The 19,085-nt window shown below is 41.4% G+C and carries 26 protein-coding genes; 3 read left to right on the top strand and 23 right to left on the bottom strand.

Features of this window, described 5'->3' with window-relative positions; all coding sequences use genetic code 11:
* Positions 1–21: 21 nt before the first annotated feature.
* The 15 genes from gpGT to NSQ26_RS09920 all read right to left on the bottom strand — a co-directional run bounded on the left by gpGT (position 22) and on the right by NSQ26_RS09920 (position 9,433).
* A complete protein-coding gene (gene gpGT, locus NSQ26_RS09850) occupies positions 22–147 on the bottom strand; it encodes a phage tail assembly chaperone GT (protein ID WP_499718018.1) in 126 nt (41 codons plus the stop codon).
* Positions 148–224: 77 nt separating this feature from the next.
* Positions 225–554: a phage tail assembly chaperone G gene (gene gpG, locus NSQ26_RS09855; protein WP_499718019.1), complete on the bottom strand. Its 330-nt coding sequence runs from the start codon at positions 552–554 to the stop codon at positions 225–227.
* Between the two features lie 2 nt (positions 555–556).
* Complete coding sequence (locus NSQ26_RS09860) at positions 557–1,120, bottom strand: head fiber protein (RefSeq protein ID WP_499718020.1); 564 nt, start codon at positions 1,118–1,120, stop codon at positions 557–559.
* On the bottom strand, positions 1,117–1,728 hold the full coding sequence (locus NSQ26_RS09865) for a major tail protein (protein WP_499718021.1): 612 nt from the start codon (positions 1,726–1,728) through the stop codon (positions 1,117–1,119). The genes NSQ26_RS09860 and NSQ26_RS09865 overlap by 4 nt, the downstream gene beginning before the upstream one ends.
* The gene (gene gp17, locus NSQ26_RS09870; protein ID WP_499718022.1) at positions 1,729–2,094 is read right to left on the bottom strand and encodes a tail completion protein gp17; all 366 of its coding nucleotides are present in this window, start codon (positions 2,092–2,094) and stop codon (positions 1,729–1,731) included.
* A gap of 2 nt (positions 2,095–2,096) precedes the next feature.
* Complete coding sequence (locus NSQ26_RS09875; RefSeq protein ID WP_499718023.1) at positions 2,097–2,483, bottom strand: hypothetical protein; 387 nt, start codon at positions 2,481–2,483, stop codon at positions 2,097–2,099.
* Entirely contained in the window at positions 2,480–2,845 is a 366-nt protein-coding gene (locus NSQ26_RS09880; RefSeq protein WP_499718025.1) for a phage head completion protein, read from the bottom strand. The genes NSQ26_RS09875 and NSQ26_RS09880 overlap by 4 nt, the downstream gene beginning before the upstream one ends.
* Positions 2,832–3,113, bottom strand: coding sequence for a phage head-tail connector protein (locus NSQ26_RS09885; protein WP_499718026.1), 282 nt, complete (start codon positions 3,111–3,113; stop codon positions 2,832–2,834). Before NSQ26_RS09885 ends, NSQ26_RS09880 begins: the two co-directional genes overlap by 14 nt.
* Positions 3,110–4,246: a phage major capsid protein gene (locus tag NSQ26_RS09890; RefSeq protein WP_499718027.1), complete on the bottom strand. Its 1,137-nt coding sequence runs from the start codon at positions 4,244–4,246 to the stop codon at positions 3,110–3,112. Before NSQ26_RS09890 ends, NSQ26_RS09885 begins: the two co-directional genes overlap by 4 nt.
* Before the next feature lie 16 nt (positions 4,247–4,262).
* Positions 4,263–4,850, bottom strand: coding sequence for a head maturation protease, ClpP-related (locus NSQ26_RS09895; RefSeq protein WP_499718028.1), 588 nt, complete (start codon positions 4,848–4,850; stop codon positions 4,263–4,265).
* Positions 4,834–5,982 carry a phage portal protein gene (locus tag NSQ26_RS09900; RefSeq protein ID WP_499718029.1) on the bottom strand — a complete coding sequence of 383 codons (1,149 nt, stop codon included), beginning with the start codon at positions 5,980–5,982 and terminating at the stop codon, positions 4,834–4,836. The genes NSQ26_RS09895 and NSQ26_RS09900 overlap by 17 nt, the downstream gene beginning before the upstream one ends.
* 4 nt (positions 5,983–5,986) lie before the next feature.
* Entirely contained in the window at positions 5,987–7,618 is a 1,632-nt protein-coding gene (locus NSQ26_RS09905; protein ID WP_499718030.1) for a terminase TerL endonuclease subunit, read from the bottom strand.
* Positions 7,615–7,914, bottom strand: a complete 300-nt coding sequence (locus NSQ26_RS09910) for a P27 family phage terminase small subunit (RefSeq protein WP_499718031.1) — start codon at positions 7,912–7,914, stop codon at positions 7,615–7,617. The genes NSQ26_RS09905 and NSQ26_RS09910 overlap by 4 nt, the downstream gene beginning before the upstream one ends.
* A gap of 144 nt (positions 7,915–8,058) precedes the next feature.
* Positions 8,059–8,361: an HNH endonuclease gene (locus NSQ26_RS09915; protein ID WP_499718032.1), complete on the bottom strand. Its 303-nt coding sequence runs from the start codon at positions 8,359–8,361 to the stop codon at positions 8,059–8,061.
* A gap of 325 nt (positions 8,362–8,686) precedes the next feature.
* On the bottom strand, positions 8,687–9,433 hold the full coding sequence (locus NSQ26_RS09920; protein WP_499718033.1) for a DNA-methyltransferase: 747 nt from the start codon (positions 9,431–9,433) through the stop codon (positions 8,687–8,689).
* A gap of 178 nt (positions 9,434–9,611) precedes the next feature.
* Here NSQ26_RS09920 and NSQ26_RS09925 point away from each other — a divergent pair, with 178 nt between their 5' ends.
* A complete protein-coding gene (locus tag NSQ26_RS09925; protein ID WP_499718034.1) occupies positions 9,612–10,805 on the top strand; it encodes a site-specific integrase in 1,194 nt (397 codons plus the stop codon).
* 357 nt (positions 10,806–11,162) lie between these two features.
* Here the strand turns inward: NSQ26_RS09925 and NSQ26_RS09930 are convergent, their stop codons facing one another.
* The 8 genes from NSQ26_RS09930 to NSQ26_RS09965 all read right to left on the bottom strand — a co-directional run bounded on the left by NSQ26_RS09930 (position 11,163) and on the right by NSQ26_RS09965 (position 17,124).
* Positions 11,163–11,507 (bottom strand): hypothetical protein, encoded by a 345-nt coding sequence (locus tag NSQ26_RS09930; RefSeq protein WP_499718035.1) that lies wholly within the window; start codon positions 11,505–11,507, stop codon positions 11,163–11,165.
* Positions 11,508–11,523: 16 nt separating this feature from the next.
* Positions 11,524–12,633, bottom strand: a complete 1,110-nt coding sequence (locus tag NSQ26_RS09935) for an AimR family lysis-lysogeny pheromone receptor (RefSeq protein WP_499718036.1) — start codon at positions 12,631–12,633, stop codon at positions 11,524–11,526.
* A gap of 203 nt (positions 12,634–12,836) precedes the next feature.
* Entirely contained in the window at positions 12,837–12,974 is a 138-nt protein-coding gene (locus NSQ26_RS09940; protein WP_499718037.1) for a hypothetical protein, read from the bottom strand.
* Between the two features lie 14 nt (positions 12,975–12,988).
* Positions 12,989–14,116 (bottom strand): AimR family lysis-lysogeny pheromone receptor, encoded by a 1,128-nt coding sequence (locus tag NSQ26_RS09945; RefSeq protein ID WP_499718038.1) that lies wholly within the window; start codon positions 14,114–14,116, stop codon positions 12,989–12,991.
* A 184-nt stretch (positions 14,117–14,300) separates the two neighbouring features.
* Positions 14,301–14,720 (bottom strand): hypothetical protein, encoded by a 420-nt coding sequence (locus NSQ26_RS09950; protein WP_499718039.1) that lies wholly within the window; start codon positions 14,718–14,720, stop codon positions 14,301–14,303.
* Between the two features lie 82 nt (positions 14,721–14,802).
* Positions 14,803–15,231: a YqxI family protein gene (locus NSQ26_RS09955; RefSeq protein ID WP_499718040.1), complete on the bottom strand. Its 429-nt coding sequence runs from the start codon at positions 15,229–15,231 to the stop codon at positions 14,803–14,805.
* Between the two features lie 546 nt (positions 15,232–15,777).
* Positions 15,778–15,942 (bottom strand): hypothetical protein, encoded by a 165-nt coding sequence (locus tag NSQ26_RS09960; RefSeq protein ID WP_499718041.1) that lies wholly within the window; start codon positions 15,940–15,942, stop codon positions 15,778–15,780.
* An 18-nt stretch (positions 15,943–15,960) separates the two neighbouring features.
* Positions 15,961–17,124, bottom strand: coding sequence for an AimR family lysis-lysogeny pheromone receptor (locus NSQ26_RS09965; RefSeq protein ID WP_499718042.1), 1,164 nt, complete (start codon positions 17,122–17,124; stop codon positions 15,961–15,963).
* 242 nt (positions 17,125–17,366) lie between these two features.
* On the opposite strand from NSQ26_RS09965, the gene NSQ26_RS09970 reads away from it, so the two are divergent.
* Positions 17,367–17,627: a helix-turn-helix domain-containing protein gene (locus NSQ26_RS09970; RefSeq protein ID WP_499718043.1), complete on the top strand. Its 261-nt coding sequence runs from the start codon at positions 17,367–17,369 to the stop codon at positions 17,625–17,627.
* Positions 17,628–17,859: 232 nt separating this feature from the next.
* Positions 17,860–18,965 (top strand): IS3 family transposase gene (locus NSQ26_RS09975; protein ID WP_499718015.1). Its coding sequence is split into 2 segments (ribosomal slippage): positions 17,860–18,109 and positions 18,109–18,965, totalling 1,107 coding nucleotides; the frame shifts between segments, so codons are not numbered across the junction.
* Positions 18,966–19,085: the final 120 nt, after the last annotated feature.

Genomic DNA, 19,085 nt, shown 5'->3' on the forward strand with positions numbered 1-19,085 from the left:
TTTTGTTATGTATAAAGCCCCCTAGCCACCAAAAGCAGCAATAAGGGACTCTGTGTAGCGTGGTTTATTCTTTTCGAGCATCAATTGCAAGACAAAATCATATGGCATATTTAATACTTCGTTTATGTCTTTTCCGTTTTCTACCATATTAATAATAAACTTGTCTAGGTACTCTTTTTGCTTCGCCCAAGTAAAGTCTTCATCATTCAGCAGTTCCTCACCATCTACTTTTTTTCGGTTCCTGTCTCCTTACCTTGCGCGACAAATACAAGTTGATCTGTAAGTGTTGACATCGCATCCGGCGCGTGGAGTCCGTTTTCTAGTTCCTCTTTTGTAAACTGATCTTTGTAAATGTCCCCAGACACAAACTCAGCTAACTCTTCAATTTGCTCACGTTCGTTCGAGTCTCCTTTTTGAAACTTAGCGATCAAATCAATAGCTTGGTACACAACTGTTAACGGGATAAAAGGCGGCGTGCGATACGTTTTTGTTACTACTTCCCCTTCTTTTACATCTGTCACCAAAGTAATTGAGTTACGTTTTAAGTCTGCCATTTTTATTCTCCCCCTCCTGCGTCTCCTGGTTCTCCTTTATCTCCACGCGGCCCCTTATCTCCTTGCGGTCCTTTATCTCCAGTTGGTCCCTTATCTCCTGCTGGTCCTTTATCACCATTAGGACCCTTGTCTCCCGTTGGACCCTTATCTCCTGCGTCACCTTTAGCACCTTTATCTCCTACCGGACCCTTATCTCCGCGTGGTCCCTTTTCGCCAGCTCCACCACTGCCGCTAGCAGCAAGATAAAACTCTACCAACTCACCTGATTTTGCATCACCTAACACGTATCCAAGCCCACCAGCATCTACACTTACGATCGTGCCACCTTGTCCAGCCTGTACACGTTGTCCAGCTTTTAAGTCCTCGCCTGCTTCAATGCGCCACGTGTTACGTCCCGTAAATGTTGCGTTTACAGATTCGCCATTTTTTAACTCTCGTGTGGTATAAAAATCTGGTGATCCCCCTGCTTCGGTTGGTGCGGCAGTTGGTTTGCCATCATCGCCGTAAGACAATGTTACTAGTCGTCCAATCTTGATACCTTGTACTACTTTCACACTAAAGCTCATCGTTTCAGCCCCCCGTTTGTAATGCCCGGAAATTCTTTTCCGAAAATATCCATAAACAACTGATCACGCACATCTGTCTTACCTCGTTCATCCGTACCCATTAGCAATGTTTTATATTCGTTACCGAAGCTATCCACACGGCGTTCCATAAACTCCGCTGTTACTTCATCTGTCGAGAATTCCACCCCGTCTTCTTTTGTTTTTCCAGCAATGTTTGGACGCATAAAGATTCCTTTTACCAACCCGACCCATTCTTTCGATCCATCTTCAAATGTTTTAGCGAAAATTACTGCAACGTAGGGTGGAATGTCGTCTGGACCATATGCATACAGACCGTTCCGCATCTCCAAGCCAAACAATGTAGCTTTGTCCTCCTGCGGGATACGGTGGAATGCTGACGATACGGAGATATTACCGTTCGCAATCGCGATCTCAGCCGTTCTGTTCGATCCGAATGCCCGTACTGGCTCTTGCGGCATCTCGATCTCAATTGTTTGTAGATAATCCACCATCTGAATGTCACCTTTAGTGAGTTCGGAACCTTCTTCGCTCAATACCGCATAGTAAAGTTCTTCCACGCCCGTTGCCGACCGATATTTTTTAGACATCTATACTACCTCCACTTTTCCCCGATAACGTCTAGCGTCTCGGTATATGTTAAAATCTTCATCGTGTTCATCAATGCCACCAATTTGCGCAAAATTTAAGCCCCACATCATGTATTCCACACGTTGTGAGACCTCTTTTGTCTTTGTGTGATCTTGTGACCACACGTCAATCTGATATAGATAATCGCGCGCCGTCCATTTGTTTGACGCAAAATCACACGGCTTGTCAACGTCTAATGGATCAATAATGATACATGGTTGCGCCAACGTTTCCGGCTGTGGAAACTTGTAAAACTTGATGCGATCACCAACAACAGCACTAATCAGATCATCACTTTTTAGCGCTCTATAAATAACATCTAACATACTCACAACCCCTTCAACTCGCGGGCTAACACGTCTTTATAAGTCTTTTCGCTGTTTCGCATTGCGCGTGCAATAGCACCCTTCCCGCGTGGATTAGGGTTTCTGGTTGTTCCGAATTCGTTTAAATGTATAATCCGATAGCGGTTGTGTGGACCTTTCCAGTGGACTTTCATAGTTCTCACGCCGCTAACAACCACCGGACCAGTCACCGTGATCTCGTCAATAGAGTAGCCCTCGTCCTTAAACGTTTCAAATTGCTTTTTTAGTTCATCTACAAATGCACCTGCGGCTTTCTTTAGCGCTTGATCAATCTTACTTTGCATTTGTCTCCCTAATCGCTTTTCTAACTCTGCAATAACCGCTTTCGTGCCTTTTACCTCCACACTCACACTGCAACACCTGCCACAATCGTTATAAAGTCATTACGCTGCAAATCAGGGCGCACCATCTTGATATTGTAAGTGCGCCCTCTATACTCGTCTGCGTCAATCTCCACGTGGTGATGGTTGGACGGTGCATAATCACTGCCAGCGCAACGGATCATAATTGTGACATCTGATGTGGTACCATTTGCTTTTGCAAGCTCCAAGTCTTTAAGCCAAACTTGATCAATCTTAGCCCACGCGGTGTATAGGTGGCGCTTGCGCTGTGGATTAGGCATTGGACCCTCGCTCTCGTACTCGTAAAAATGCACTGGAGTACGCAAATCGCCGTTACCGACACGTGGTGGCTTATACTCATAAGGCTTCATCGTCTGCACCTCTATTCATGAGAGCAAAGCTATTAATTTGACTCAAAAAGTTGTCATTAAAAAACTCCAGCGCATCATTGTAGACATAGCGTGACCGCTCAAATACTAACTCTTTGCCGATTGCATCATTACTTATATCAAATTCGCCGCACTTTCCCTGTATATCAACGTATGAAGTCCGCAACAAAGAAGATAGGTACGCATCTTCGCTTGTGTGAGTAATGCGCATCCTATCTTTAAAGTCTTTTACAATCTCATTCGAGATCATTTTTCTAGCCCGCTATTGAGTGCAAGGTCGTAGACCTGCGCCGCGAATTTATCGACGGGCTTACCTGTGGCATGTTGCTTAGCGATATAAAGCGTGGCATCCTCCATCGCAAGCGTTTGATCAAACTTAGACAACTGCAATGCACCGCCTGTAGCGGCGATATACTCACCTTTTACAAAAAACAGGACTTTGCCTTGCGGCACGAAAGTAGACTCTGTGATTGTCGGATTAAAAGGCATGTTTGTGACATACGCACCTGTAGGCGTCTGGATTGTTGCATTTGCCTTAATATCAAAAGCATCAAAAGGATTGACGACCATTACAACCTTGCCGCTTACATTGCGTACCTTTTCTTCGTCTCCAAACTTGCGAATTGATAAGTTTTTGATCACGTCGCGCATCTCATTAATGGCTGTGCGTCCAGGCTCAAATGTAAGTGTTCCAGCGGCTTTCTTGTCGCTGTACTCTCCTGCTTCGTTGGTGCCGCCTGCAATGTCTTTTAGTAAGCCGATTGGCTCGTTTTTACCAGTACCAGCAACGTATCCACGCTCTAAACCTACTTTCATTACCTCTACCAACATCGTGCGTACATAACGCTCTACCCACACTGGACCTAGTTTCAACATATCATTGCTTACGGCCATAAACGCGGTTAACTTTAGCTGTGAAATGGATTCTTTACGAAATGACGTGTTTACTGTTCCTTGGATATCTCCAAAGATTGGACCCCACACTGCGGCACCTGTTGGATCACTATAAATATACTCCGTTACCGCACCAAGATTTTGAATTCCTAAATGTGATAAAAGCGGATGTGACTCTGTAACCTCGTTAAAGATGCGTTCTTGCGTTGTTTTCAGCAGCGTGTCATGATCTTTAAAACCGCCATTCTCAATCACTTCACTAAAATAGCGTGTCTCTTCGCTCGTTAAGGCGTTGATTCCACGCTGTTGTAGTACCGACATATCAGCCGTAGTGTGTTCCACACGATTTAAAATGTCTGATCGTACATCAGTAGATAGCGCATCAATCATATCAACTAGCGCCCGTGTTTGTTGTTGCTCGTCCCCGTTTTGCATCGCTTCTGCAAACTCTTGTTTCTTTTCGTTAAAAGTTTCAAATTTAATCCCCATTATATAACCTCTCCCCTTATAGTTTTGCAAATAAATTTGCTAGTGTTTTGTTTTGTGCTTGTGGACTAGGTGTTTCAGCCTTCGCTTCCGCTTTTTGCTCTGATTGTACTGCCTGTTGTGCATTTGTAATCACTTCATCAACAAAGCCATATTCTTTTGCCTGTTCTGCGGTCAAGTATGTTTCTTCATCGAGCATTTTTTTGACCATTTCTTTATCTTCCAAGCGCTTAGCGTAAGTATCAATCACAGACTCCCCGACAAGATCAAGAAAAGATGCTGTCTTTTTTAAGTCTTTCGACTCGCCTATCGCAACAGTCCACGCGTTGTGGAGCATCATTTGCGTGTTGCTAAATGCTTTTATCTTATCCGCCCCCATACAGATAATAGACCCAGCACTCGCGGCAATTCCTGTCACAACAGCCGTCGTATATCCTTGGTGAGCGCTTAAAGTATTGCAGATATCAATGCCAAGAAACGTATCACCACCATAAGAATTGATCTCTAGAATTATAGGTTCATCAGGATCAACCTTTGACATCTTATCAACAAAAGCCGCCACTGCGGGGTTTTCAAGGCTGATCTCTCCGTTAATCTTGTGTTTCATCGTCTTCACCGCCTTTCATTTTTTCATAGTTCTTAGTGATGTAGTGCTCGTCCATTTTCGGATCGTCTACTGTGTCAAAACCTAACTCTCTGAGCACTTTGTTAGGAGAGAACGCACCTGATGAAATCAACTTATCAATGCTCGTCGCTAAGTCAAAGATATTTTGGTATGATACCGTCTGAATTTCTATTTTGTTGCCGGATAAGTAAGCACTTTTACTAAACAACTTAGCATTCAGCTCATCGCTAATTTTTTTTAGCAGCGGCTTAACGCAAAAGATTGTGTAGTTACGCGTCTGCTTCTCTACATCAGCCATATCGCCTCTGAGTAAACTGATTGGAATACCAAGCGCCGTCGCGACTTTGTCCAAAAATCCATCTGTTACCTTGTTTATTTCTTCTACACCCGCGCCCGCCGATGATGATTGATGCTCTTTGTACTCGAAGCCTTTTTGTTGCGGCACAACAGCAACGTCTTTATCTTCTATTGCTCGATATAACTTATTGACAAACGTTTGTAGCCCTTTTATGTCTTTGTCAGTCATGGCACCTACGGTCTCTGCGTTAACCGTTGCTCGTATCTGATTTTTGCGTTTTTGAAAAGACAGCACACGAGCAAATAACTCACCATAGTCACTGTAAAGATCATCAATCAACCGTGCCAATTTGTCGTTGGAATACTCAATATAGATCACATCCGACATCACAAAAGTACGTTTAAACGTGTAATTCCCCACAACAACATGATTAAATGTATCCTCGTACAATGTAAAATGGTTACGGCTAAAGCTATCCGCAATCACCAGATCGCCCGCATCCGTTTGCACGATTAAACACTCGTTATCATTTATGAGCTTATGCACTACGGTTTGCCAGAACATTGCCGCCGACATATTTTGGTTAGGGCGTATATTGAGACGATAGTACATCTCGTTTTTCTTGCGATCTTTTCCGTTAATGATTACAAATTCCGATTGACTAACGGTACGCCCAATAAAATCCGCACACGTTTGCAATGCCAGACGTTTCAGGTGCACCTTTTTCGATTGATCCCCTAACAGCTCTTCATCGTACATAATGGCTAATTCTTTGTTGCGGTTAAAAAGCTTTGTTAACCATTCAATCGCGCTCACCTCCTTAAAAGTCGATGCTTCCTAGCATAAATTCTGTGGCTTCCTCCAGCTCATCAGCTTTCCAAAGCGCATGGATGAGCGCTTGAAAACCGTCTGTCTTTCGTCGGTACTCGTCCTTCTTTAAATATTCCTTGTTCCCGTCCTTTCTCGTGTGCACATAAACATTATTGGTGTACCATCTCATCAACGGATTGTCACCAAAAACAAGCTGTCTTTTAGCGAATATCGTATCCACTTTAGGTGCAACCCACGAGTGTATTGCTTTCGGATTGCGTATATACTCTATCTCGAAACCTTCCGCTTCAAGCGCCGATTTTACAAGACTTAAACGGAATGTATCCACAATGATCTTTCTGAGTCCGTAACTTTCGCGCATTTTCACGAACCATTCAACGACGTGGGATACTTCAATGACGGGACCTTCCACAATTGTTAGTAACCCTTTTTCTTCCCATTCATATATAGGCACCTTCAATGTTTTTGCTTCTAAAAATCCCCGGCGAACAAAGGAATGAGTTTTCCAAATGTATTCATCCCCAACTTTAAAAAGCAATCCCACAGCGGCAAAGTCCTTGATCTCCGCGAAATCCAGACCACCAATACACTCACGATGCGCCAATACAGGGAAAGGGCGGTCTGTAGCCTGTACGTCTTCCCACAATGCAACTGACCTTTCAAGGTTGACCTCCGGCATGTTCATGCGCTTAGTCATAAACTCTTCGCGAGCAGATGCATCTTCTCCGATTTCTTCGTACTCTTCTAAAACCGTTTCGAGTAAGTTTTGTGCATACTCCCCGCGCGGATGGCAAAACATCGGATTAGCCAGTTCCCAGCTCTCCACATCATGCACTTGCTCTTTCTTGTCCAATTTACAAATAAATGGAAATAGATTAGAGTTTGGTTTTTCTCCCTTTAAAACTTCCCTTGCTCGCTCTTTCATGGTATCCAAAAAACCTTCCCGTAAAAATCCATCTGTCCCGATATAGATTTCACGTGGATATTTCTTCTTTCCTAGACCACTTTTAAAAACGTTCACAGTCTTACGATCTGCATACTCGTGTATCTCGTCAAAAACAACAGCACCTTCACGACCGCCATCTTTTGTATTAGCATTAGACGTCCGAAACCTAAGCGTGCTCTGCGTTTTCTTATTTGTTATTTTTAACTTTGTTAAGTAAAATGACTTTTGCAAAGCCTTGTTTGCGTCGATCACATTGTATATTTCTTCAAATGATGTTTTTGCTTGTTCTTCGCTGTTCGCCACAATAGAGATATGATATTCTCTTATGCCGTGTAGCTCGCTGTTTAAGTAGTTAGTAAGACCTGATATCAGACCATTCTTACCGCCACCGCGCCCCATCATTATTAGATAGCGGCGGTAGTGTAAGCGTCCTGTCTTTTTGTTCACCAAAAAGAAAAAAGCGATGATGAACTTTTGAAATGGCTGTAACGGAAAGTACCATTTTTCGATGTATCTCACACACTGATCTATTTGTTGGTCATCAAAGTAAAGGTCATTTCTGACAAAAACATGCTCACGCAAATAATTGATTAATTGCCGACGCTCTTTGTTAAATTTGATTTTTCCTGTTTCGTAAAGACTTATATAATCATCAACATACGGATGCGAAATCATAGGATACCACTGTCTTCATCGTCATCCCCCCCGACCACAAATCCGAATGACTTTTCAATGCTTAACAAAGATGCGTTAATCTTATTGCGCTCGCTGATTAGCGGATGCGCTTTAGTAAATTCTTGCGCTCCGTTCTTAGTCGTTACTGATTCCCCTTCACGCTTTATAGTTTCAGTCACCCTTTTTAAAGAGTCAACCAAATCAATATAGCGTTCAACTTTTTCAACTTGCACTAAATCAGCTTCATCAATCTTATTCATGAGTTGTTCTTGTAATTTTTTAATATCTACAGTCAAAATAACCACCCCCTAACGTGAAAAAACCTCAAAAATCTACGGAATCGACCACCCTCCTCGGTCCCTAATTGTCTGACAATTAACCAAAACTTTTGACCGGGGGAGTATGTAAGGAAATCCAGTTATACCAAGGGTTTCAGTCGATTACCATTTTTCATCGTGATCCCATTTTTCTCCTTTACGCTCCACAAATTTGTCTGTTGTACGTCCGTGCTCCGCGTTGTGGCATCTAATACATAACGTCTCAAGATTATCTAGTTCCAGTGCCATCTCTGGATGGTGATAAATCTCTTTAATGTGATGTACTTGCTCACCCTTGTGGTATCTCCCTTGACGCTTGCACTCTTGGCACTCGTAGTTGTCACGCTCTAGTGCTTCGAGTCTCTTATGCTTCCATGGCGTGGACTTATAAAAGCGCCGCTTATCTTCCTTGGTCATGTAGCTCATACTCTCTCACCTTACGATCTTGTCGCTCAATCCACAAAGCAGTTACTATGAGAGTAGCTAACACTATGGACAGTGCACCACCTAGCCAGACAGATACCTTGTATGCGCACAGTAACATGACAATCCACAGCGTGCAATTAGCTATAATACTTAAAGCCTTGTACATTGCTCTGCGTTTGCCATATCGCTTGTCTATCTTTATCTCGCTTAGCTCGATCACTTTATTTGCTTTGATCTCCACTGTCATTGCCACCTCTCTGTAATACACAGTTTTGTACGTCAAAAACACCCACATAAGCGGATGCTGCTTGATTCGATGTCTTACTTACAATGACGATCCCCACACTGCCGACTCCACACGCTGTTGTGCCATATCGACATACTCACTATTAGTATCAAAGCCAATATAGTTACGGTTTAATTGCTTAGCGGCTACCGCTGTAGTGCCTGACCCCATGCAGTTATCTAGCACCGTATCACCCTCGTTTGTGTACGTCTTGATTAAGTACTCAAATAAAGCAATCGGCTTTTGATTGGGATGACCACCCTTTACTCGCACTTGCGGTATCTCCAAAATTGTTGTTGGGTAACGCTCGCCTGTTTCATTATCTGTCAACGTACCCTTGATACCTCCATAATTTCCCGCCGTTTGAGACGGACCATGCGTCTTGTAAGTCTTGCCCTGTGTCATTTGTGGGTTGTATGTGGGTAAAGCCCTGTAAAAAACTAGTATATTCTCATGTTGTCGTAGTGGTATTTTTTTCGCATTCAAGAATCCTGTTTTTAACTTTTTGTCCCATATCAAACAATATCTAAACATTTTAGCATTGCTCATAATTAATTCGCTTGTAAACGGTTCTATAGCCGTCAATATGATTGCCCCGTTGTCTTTAATAACCCTCCGGTATTGATCCCACAGTTTGAACAGAGGAACCTTCGAGTCCCAATCATTACCAGTCACCCCGTACGGTAAGTCACATAAAATCATGTCAATAGACCCATCAGCTATCATGCGCATGCCCTCGATGCAGTCATTGTGGTAGATGTTGTTTAGCTCTAGTTGTTTTCTCATGTTGTTGTGTCTCCTTGATGATTGTGTACGCCAAAAAGCACCCGCTAAACCACGGATGCGGTTAACGGATGCTGTAACGTATTCGACCGCTATCTGTCGCGATGATACAATTGTAGCACGGTTATAAACGGGCAGATCATCCAAATCGTTACCTTTTTATTACTTATCTTGATCTTTTTTGTTACCTTTTTTATTGTCATTATTGACTTGGTGCGATACCATTAAAAATAACTACTTCACAGAGGTGATGACAGTGCCAGCTTACAAAGATGAAACAGCAAAGAAAAACAAGTGGTACTACTCATTTAATTACAAGGAAAACGGGAAGTACAAGAAAAAGCTGAAACGTGGATTTAAAACTAAAAAAGAAGCGGAAGCAGCGATGATGGAAGCACAAAATGCTATGAACAAAGGGGTGTATGTTCAACCTAGCAAAACATCATATAAAGATTTCATCACATCGTGGTTAGAAGATAAGAAAATGAATATCCAAAACAGCACGTTTGAACAATATACGTACTTTATTGAGAAGTTCGTAATCCCACACCTAGGACATATGGAGCTTGCGGAACTATCACCAAGAGATATACAATCCTTATACAATGAGCTAAAAGCCGAGAATCGACTTAGTGAGGGAAACATTCGGCGCCTACACACACTTATTAAAAGCTCATTGAATAAAGCGGTACAATGGGAGATGCTCCTAAAAAATCCCGCAAACGTAGTGGAAACACCAAAAGTTACTAAAAACGAAGTAAAGGTGTGGGACGAAACAGAGGTAAAAAAGTTCTTAGAAGCAGCAAAAGAATCACGATACTATGAGGCTTTCCTTATCTCACTTACAACTGGCATGCGTAAAGGAGAGGTTTTAGGATTACGTTTTATCGATGTCGATGAAAAAAACTCGACCTTCCGTATAGTACAAACTTTAGAGAACACCGGAAAGGCTTTTAAAAAAGGAGCGAAAACACAAGCAGGGAACCGCTCGGTATCCGTAGACAAACGAACTATGAGAAAAGTTCTGGCATTGAAAGAAAAGTATGAGGCGGAGAAAAAAGCAAGCGGGAAAACTTACAAAGATTCAGGTCTTGTTATTCGAACTAGCATAGGAACCTTTCTGTCACCGAGAAATTTACTACGTGACTTTTATAAGGCTATCAAAAAAGCAGACGTCAAAAGGATAAAATACCATGATCTTCGTCACACACATGCAAGCATGCTTTTAAAGCAAGGTGTGAATCCCAAGATCGTTTCCGAGCGATTAGGACATGCTAATATCCGAATCACCCTCGATTGTTATAGTCATTTGTTACCTAATATGCAGAAAGACACTGCCGAGGCGTTTGGCGATAGCTTCTACCAAGAAGATTAGCTTCGTATCAATTCGTATCAAAACAAAAGAGATGCATGAAACGGCTTAAAAATCAAAGTGCATTCGTATCAAATTCGTATCAATGATCCTTTCTCGCTCCCCTGAATGCTCCTTAAAAAACATAAAAACCCCCGTCACACAAGGGTTTCCCAATATGGAGCCTAGGGGGATCGAACCCCTGACCTCCACGCTGCCAGAGAAGGAAACTCCGTAATCATCTCCGCTCATCCCTTATTTTAAGGCACTTTTTTTACACGTAAAAACCTCGTATCTCCCTCTGAAATCAGGATTGGGCAAAAGTTCGCCACCTATCCGCCACCTAAGTGGCGACAGGTGGCAGAATACGTGGCGAGTTTTTTACCTCTTTCTTTTTTCTATATAACAAACACAAGCCTCGTATTTCTGACCTGTATAATTATCAACGTACCCTTCCCCATCGTTGCGTATTTTTACGATAACAGTACTTTCGATAAGCGGTTCCTTCCCTTTATCAAAGTAAAGAGTGTCGCCTTCCTTTATATGCTTATCTGGTAAATCATTTACTGCACGCACCTTATGACGAAACTCACACTTCAAAAAATTATCGTAATGTTTTGCAACATCGCTTGATGTCAATACATCGGAAACCACAACGTCTCCTTCTCGATTTACTCTTCCTAAAAAAACACCTTCCACCGGTGTCTTTTTCTCTGATTTATCCAATGCAATTTCATCCCCTTTAACAGCTCATTAGCTTTTCATCATAAATTGCTACTATTTCCCGTTTGCCCAAATGTACATAATATGCTTTACCTGAAATTAAGAGTTGTTGATAAGCACTTATAATACCTTTAAAATCTCTTGTAGCCATGGAACGGTAAAAATCTGAAATTGCATTCGGTTCCCCAAGAGAATCAAGCACTCGCAATGCTTCTTCATGTTCACCACGAACAATGTACTGGTGTGCTAGTTCTTCCTTAACTATATCATTATCATCGTAAAATACTTTCTTGTTGACATTTTTCACAAAAGGTATATCAACACGTATGATTTCATCCCTGATATCGAATAATTCATTTTCCCCATAAATATTAGCTGCCTTTTCCAAACAACTAATACTTTCATCGAAATCATCATACATACATGCCAAACCTTTGACACGCCACGCCTTAGCTACCATTTTCCCACTTGATGCACAACTGGCTATTACTTCATCTGCACATTCAATCGCACCAGCAGTATCATAGCTAATCAAAAGTTTAATATCCTCATAAAAAGCATTAGCTGCAACCATCAATGATTGTTTTACAAAGGAATTCTTCACTTTCAAATCCTTGATCTTAGGTATAGCTGCTTTTACGAGCGCTTCCGCCGTAGTCAATTCTCCGTCTTCATAGTAAATTTTAGCTTTTGTCAACAACACTTTTATTCTAACTTCTTTTGACAAGATTTTCCCATATATATCACGTAATATATCTAATGCTTCTTCAGACGCACCCTCTCCATGTACTTTATATACAGAGACCCAACGCTGGATTTCCGCTTTTTTGTTCTTATGAAGTTTACTCAAACTCGCAATGAGAGGTTGCCTATCGTGGGTAGACGCATATTCAAAAGCACTTAATATACCCATATCCGTATCTAGCGTCAAACAATATTCATCTATAACTTCTAGCCAATTCTCTCCAAATAGGTGTTTGGATAAATGAACAGCATTATGGAAATAGAGAGATCCCCCATTTAAAAATCTCCACAAAACAGACCTATGCCACCCTAACGCAGCAGAAACCTTTGCTTGTGTCATGCCCTTCTTCTCTATGGCGTCTATCACTTTATCAGCTAATTCCAATAGCCCTCCCCCCCCTTTTGTTGTTGCTTAAAAATGAATTAAATAACATTGCAACAAAAATATATCATGATCGAGGTACAAGATCAATGAGCTACACTGAATTACCATTAGTGTAGCATATTTACCATTAATTTACATAAGTAGTGGGTAAATAGACAATTAAAAAAAGGGCTCGAAGCCCCCTTATCGGAAAAAGCAATATACTATTTATAATTGGCATGTGACTTGATTTCTGGCATTCCTGGTCCCGATTGCTGAACCTCCGCACTTACTTGACCACCCAAAGAAGCCAACCCAAGAACAATCACAGTAATACACAAGAAGCGTTTCGTTGTCCTCATTAAAATCTCCCCCTCTACCAGTCTTTTCGAACAAGTGACGCTAAAAACACATAGCGGCTTTGTTCAAGTTGTTCTATTGCGGATAACAAGAGTTCTTTCTTCCTTGTAGCCTTCCCTTTATACCAAACGAGCAAAGGGTCGCGCTTTCCTGATCCTTCCATTTCTTCTATCACGCGCAGCGCTTTCTCATACTCACCGCGAACAATGAGTTGATGCGCCTGCTCTTCTGGGTTAATTCCTACCACATCAAATGTTTCTCCAAGTATATTTCGCGCAAACGGATAATATTCACGCTTTAAACACTCTTGATAAACGTGCTGCCCCGTCTCTTTTGCAATCCGGATTGCTTCACCAAAATAATATGAACACTGCTTACGATCCCCTTTGCACATCATGATCAATCCTAATCCATGATTCGGGGCAACCTTTGCCGCTTCTGGTGTTGCTTCGTTTACTGTCACCGCTAAATAATTATTTTCTGCGTTGTCCACATCTCCCTTGCCGTACAGATAGTAGTTACCTACCAATAACAATGTGCGACTCGCCAACGAACTTTTTGTATAGCTTGTTTCAATCTCCCCGAAGTCATCTACCAAGCCTTGAAGCAATAAAAACATCTTTTCAAATTTACCCAATTGGGCGTATGCATTTGTAACTAATATCTTCAAACGCACCTTCAAAACAGATTCTTTCACACTAACATCAAGGTTCCGCGCCTCATCAATGATCTCCTCGTAAGTGAATTGATCCTCAAGGACCAACAACACTAAACGGTGCACATCTATCCATTCCGTCAAACGTTCGTCATCTTGATAACGTTCAATAAGTTGATGTAAAATGTCCCGTTGCTGAAAAACCGCCGCGTATTCAAATGAATCCTTGACATGTGGCAGGGAATGCAGAGATAACGTGTATTCATTCATCAATTCTATCATTCGTGGCTTTGCCATCTTTTTCACAGAATACGCTACTTGCTCAAAAGAAAACGCATTCACTTCTTCACGCGCAAGCTGGCGCATTAGTGCTGGTGTCCATTCCTTACCGTTGCCCCATAAATTCATCTGCTTTAGCCGCTCTTCTGTTTCCTTCGTGATCCTACGAAGAGTATCGCCACCAAACAATCCAGCATATTCTATTGCCAAAACATTTGACCTCCCCTAATTTTGTCTTTCCTTTACGTTTTCGACTGTAAAACCCCCTTTTCCTTCCTTGTTTCCCATTTTTCGTGCGACAATTTATTTCACATTGCGCGTAATTCTTAGGGGATGCCGTCATGTTTTGTCATGCACTTATACATCATTGAAAAATATGTAATTTTCTGGATGATCAACTAATTATTTTGTCTTTATTGTCAACGTGTTTCCCGAATAGCGCCCCTCCCCATAGTAGTACATACAATGTAAAATAAAAAAGCACCTCCATAAAAAAAGATTTATGCACACTTAAATGGAAGTGGTCATTTATAATATGTAACACGACAACAAAAAGCAGGAATTGTATAATTTCCGACCAGACAATAAAAAAATGAGTGTAGTTCTTGTTTACTTTTAGATAAGTTTCAAGAACAACGCTCAATGGCACTAAAATTAAAAACGAAATAAAAAATGCTAACAAAAAATAGGGCAGACTAATCAATTTGACGCCAAAGACCATACTTAAAAAATACACCACTGCAGCACAAACAATCCCAATAAAAACTACAATAGAAACAAGAACCAAAAACATAAGAAGACGCTCTTTGTTCAATATAATAACCTCCAAAGATAAAGTACACCACTCACTATTATACTATGTAATAAATGAGTGGTGTATTCTTCCAAACTATACTCTAAAGAACAATCCAGATAATAACCTTAGCAATGGCTTCTGCGTCTTTCTTAGCAATTCCTGCTTTTCGTAATGCCTGTGTTAAAGCCATCTCTGAAACTGTCTCGATCTCTTCCAAAACATCAGCAATTTTGTGCCGATATTTTAAAACAAGGTCGGCGTTTTTCTTGCTAAATGGACGTAAAGCCTTTTCCAACGCCCATCCACCAGCCCGAAGAAGTGCCGCAATAATTTTGAGCTTAGCATTTACCCGCGCTTCATCTCGAGAAAGCTCGTACCCTTTTTGTGTTTGTGCCAAGTTGATATCATAAGTACGTTGAATCGCCACCACATCTTGATTTTGTGCATTATTTTTAGCATCTGCTAAAGTGGGAACAACCGCGCTAAAAAGCAAAAGAGAGGACAAGCTTGCCAGTATTACCTTTTTCATTCTTTCAGTCACCCTTTCTGTTTTTTATACCCAATGCAACCTCTACACATAAAACCATACGACTTTGCGACTATTCGTTATGCAACACATCCTTTAACATTGTGATAGTATTACAGTTTCTATAGTATAGGACTTTTGACCTATTGTAAACAATAACTTTTCTATTTTTTCTGTCAAATAAGGACATATTTCTACATATGGAATCATTTTATTTCCATATATTTACATTAGGCGGATGTCTTTTGTTCTATTCAATGGATATATATGGTTATTAGCTGGGTATTATAACCAAAAAACCACCCCTTGCAACAAGGAGCAGCCCACTGGATGAATACATCATTCATATATATAAAGGTAAATGTGATGTGCATTTAATATATCACAATGAAATTACTAGCGCAACAAGCTTCCTATTAAAACAAAAAGAGAAGGGCAAAAGCCCTCCCTATACCGTAAATCACCTAGGCGGTGACACTTGTATTATAGCACATTAAAAAGAGGGCGAGAAGCCCCCTGACCAGCTTGTGACTATAAGCGCAAAAAATCTTAGGCTTGCCCGGGCACAGTAGGACCTAAAGGCATAACATCTCCTGCAGAAGCATCTACTGAAAAGCCGGGATTAGATGCCTCTGATACTCCATTGGATCCAGCACTCACAAAAGCAAGACTTGCCACAACCATAATAACACAAACACCCTTAATCGCTTTCATAATACCCCTCCTTGTGTTTTAAACTGGAATCCCCATTTCTTCCTTGATAAGCGGAAGTAAGAAAGCTTGATTCTCAACCTCCAACCGTTTCAAAGCATATGCTAGCACATTCTTATCTTTAGTCGCCTTACCCTTGTAGTATTCCAACAAAGCTGTATCTCTACCTTGTGACTCCAATTCCTTAATCATCACAAGTGCTCGTTCACATTCCCCGCGTACAACATACTGATGGATCTGTTCTTCAACGTCCACGCCCTCTACATCAAACTGTTCGCCGGAGACATTTCGTAAAAACGGGTAGTCGTTTTTCTTTAGGCGATCTCGATAATCATTCAATCCTAACCGCTCTGCGTAGTCAATTGCTTTTTCTAGGTGTGGCAATCCACCACCTTCTTTATACAAAGTTGCCAACGCCAAGCCATGGTGAGCATACGCACGAACCGCTTCAGGAGTCATACTATTATCCAACACATTTGAGTAATATTTCTCAGCCTGCCCTATATTACCCTTTACATAGAGCAGTGAATTTGCTATGCAGAGCATAGCACGACTAGCCAATACACTCTTTGTGAATCCTGGCTTAATACGTAAAAACTGTTCTGGAAGATGGTCAATGAGCGACACGGATTTTTCGGGATAACCAAGTCGTTCATATGCGAACATTTCCAACAGCTCCAGACGCGTCTTCAAAACAGTTTCATAAACATGTCCCACCGCATCACGGGATTTACGGATGATGCCTTTTTCCGATAACGAGCCTTCTAATACTTCCAACATCAAATCATAGACAGTCCCCCACTCTTCCAAATCCATGCTTTTGCGGAATCTCTCAACAAGTTTTTTCAATACAGTTTTTTGTTCGAATAACATTGCGTATTCAAAAGCGTCTTTTACATACTCTCGGCTTTCTCCTTCACCTTCCAAAGCAAGCACATATTCGTTCATCAGTGGTACAATGCGGCCTTTCGCCATCTTTCGAACAGAAAGAATTACTTGTTCAAAGCAGATTTTTTCATACATCTTAACGCCATCAGAGTCTTCGCCTCTAGCCAACTCCCACATGATGGATGGCGTCCACACATCTCCATTCTCCCATAACCCCATGTCTTGCAACACTTGTTGGGTCTGTGGTGTTATTGTGCGTACTACATCCAATTCTAAGGGTGAAACATGTTTGGACATACCCATCCTCCTTAGTAATTTTTACAAAAATCTCACAGAGATCCCTGCTTGTTTATACTTTCGTCATCAAAAGCATAAATCCTTGCAAAAAATTTATATACTTTTGTCGATTAGATTCGAATTTCGGTTTAACAAAAAGAAAATTCAAACCATGTTGTGTAAAATAGTAAACAGGTAGTGTAATACATAGTAATATATAGTAGAATAAGGAGAAAAGATGATTCAAGGAAAGGAAGTTGCATATGTCTATAAAACCAGATCACTTGCGTTCACTGAGAAAACAACGGAAACTGACACAAGAACAACTTGGGCAAATGCTAGGAGTAACAAAGGTGTCTGTGTCGGGTTACGAGACAGGTAACCGAAACCCTGATACATCTACATTAATAAAAATTTGTGATACATTTAACGTGTCAGCCGATTATTTATTGGGTCGTACTGTTAATGCCACCCTTCCTTTGGCAGACGCAAGTCTGGATGGGTTACACTTAACTGGACAATAATGATGAGGGGTAGCGAGATAGGAATCCAGTTTTAGGGGATATCATCCAAAAAACTAGGAAACTTCAAACGAAGCGACTTTACATTGAGTTCGGGCATGTTAGGCTAGTGGTGTAGCCAATGCTTCACCATAGCTTGGCACTTGGCGAGAAAAACATGCCCGTGGAGGCTCAATGTCAAGTTGCGCCGGTCTCGCACTTTCTCAAACCCTACCAGTTAAGGAGATGATCATGGATGGAAAAACGTCCAAGAAGACAGTTTACTGCTGAATTTAAGGCACAAATGGTCCAGCTATATCACAATGGGAAACCACGAGCAGAAATTGTTCGAGACTATGAACTCACACCATCTTCCCTAGATAAATGGATTAAACAAAGCAAGACATCAGGTTCCTTCAAAGAAAAGGATAATCGCAGCCCTGAAGAAGTCGAGCTGATTGAGTTACGTAAGAGAAATAAGTATCTTGAGATGGAGAATGACATTTTAAAGCAAGCCGCGCTGATACTAGGACGCAAGTAGATGTGATCAAGCAAAATTGTCACAAATATTCAGTTTCAGCAATGTGTCGCGTCCTACAACTCCCAAGAAGCACATACTACTATGTGTCAAAAGAACGACCAGCTGAAGACCCAATCACCGCTCGTGTCGTCGATATTTTTCACGATAATCGTCGTACTTATGGTACAAGAAGGATGAAGGCCGCCTTACAAAAAGAAGGCATTCGAGTCTCACGCCGTCGCATCGCACGAATGATGCGTGAACAGGGGTTGGTTTCCATTTACACAATCACCAACTACAAGCCACAGCGTACTCCTTGTAATGAAGATAACGTGGCAAATGAGTTGAATCGTGAGTTTGATCAACAAGAAGAAAAGAAAGTCATTGTCAGCGATTTAACCTATGTACGTGTCGGGAATCAGTTTCATTACATGTGCGTGTTAGTCGATCTATTCAATCGTGAAATCATTGGGTCAAGTTGTGGACGCAAGAAAGACGCAGCACTTGTGGCAAAAGCATTTGCATCTATTTCAGGTGACTTACGCAAACTACGATTATTTCATACAGATCGGGGATCAGAGTTTAAGAACAAACTAATCGATCAAACGCTTCATACGTTCGGCATCGAGCGCTCTTTGAGCATGAAAGGATGTCCATATGATAATGCCGTTGCAGAAGCGACATTCAAGACGATTAAGACCGAATTTGTCAGGCAATATGTGTTTGAGACGCTGGGTGACCTCGATAGAGAGCAGCGAGATTATGTCCATTGGTTTAACACAAAACGTTTACACAGTACACTTGGATATAACAGTCCGATTGAGTACAAGATAGCCCTCTAAAAATTTGTCCAATTTAGTGTTGCCATTCCAGTCTTTCAGACGAAGAAAACAGATTGTTACGTGAATATTTAGCGTTTCTACGCTACAAATAGAAATATTTTAGCCATTAACAAAGAATCC

Source organism: Bacillus sp. FSL W7-1360 (assembly GCF_038592975.1).
Classification (GTDB): domain Bacteria; phylum Bacillota; class Bacilli; order Bacillales; family Bacillaceae_D; genus Shouchella; species Shouchella lonarensis.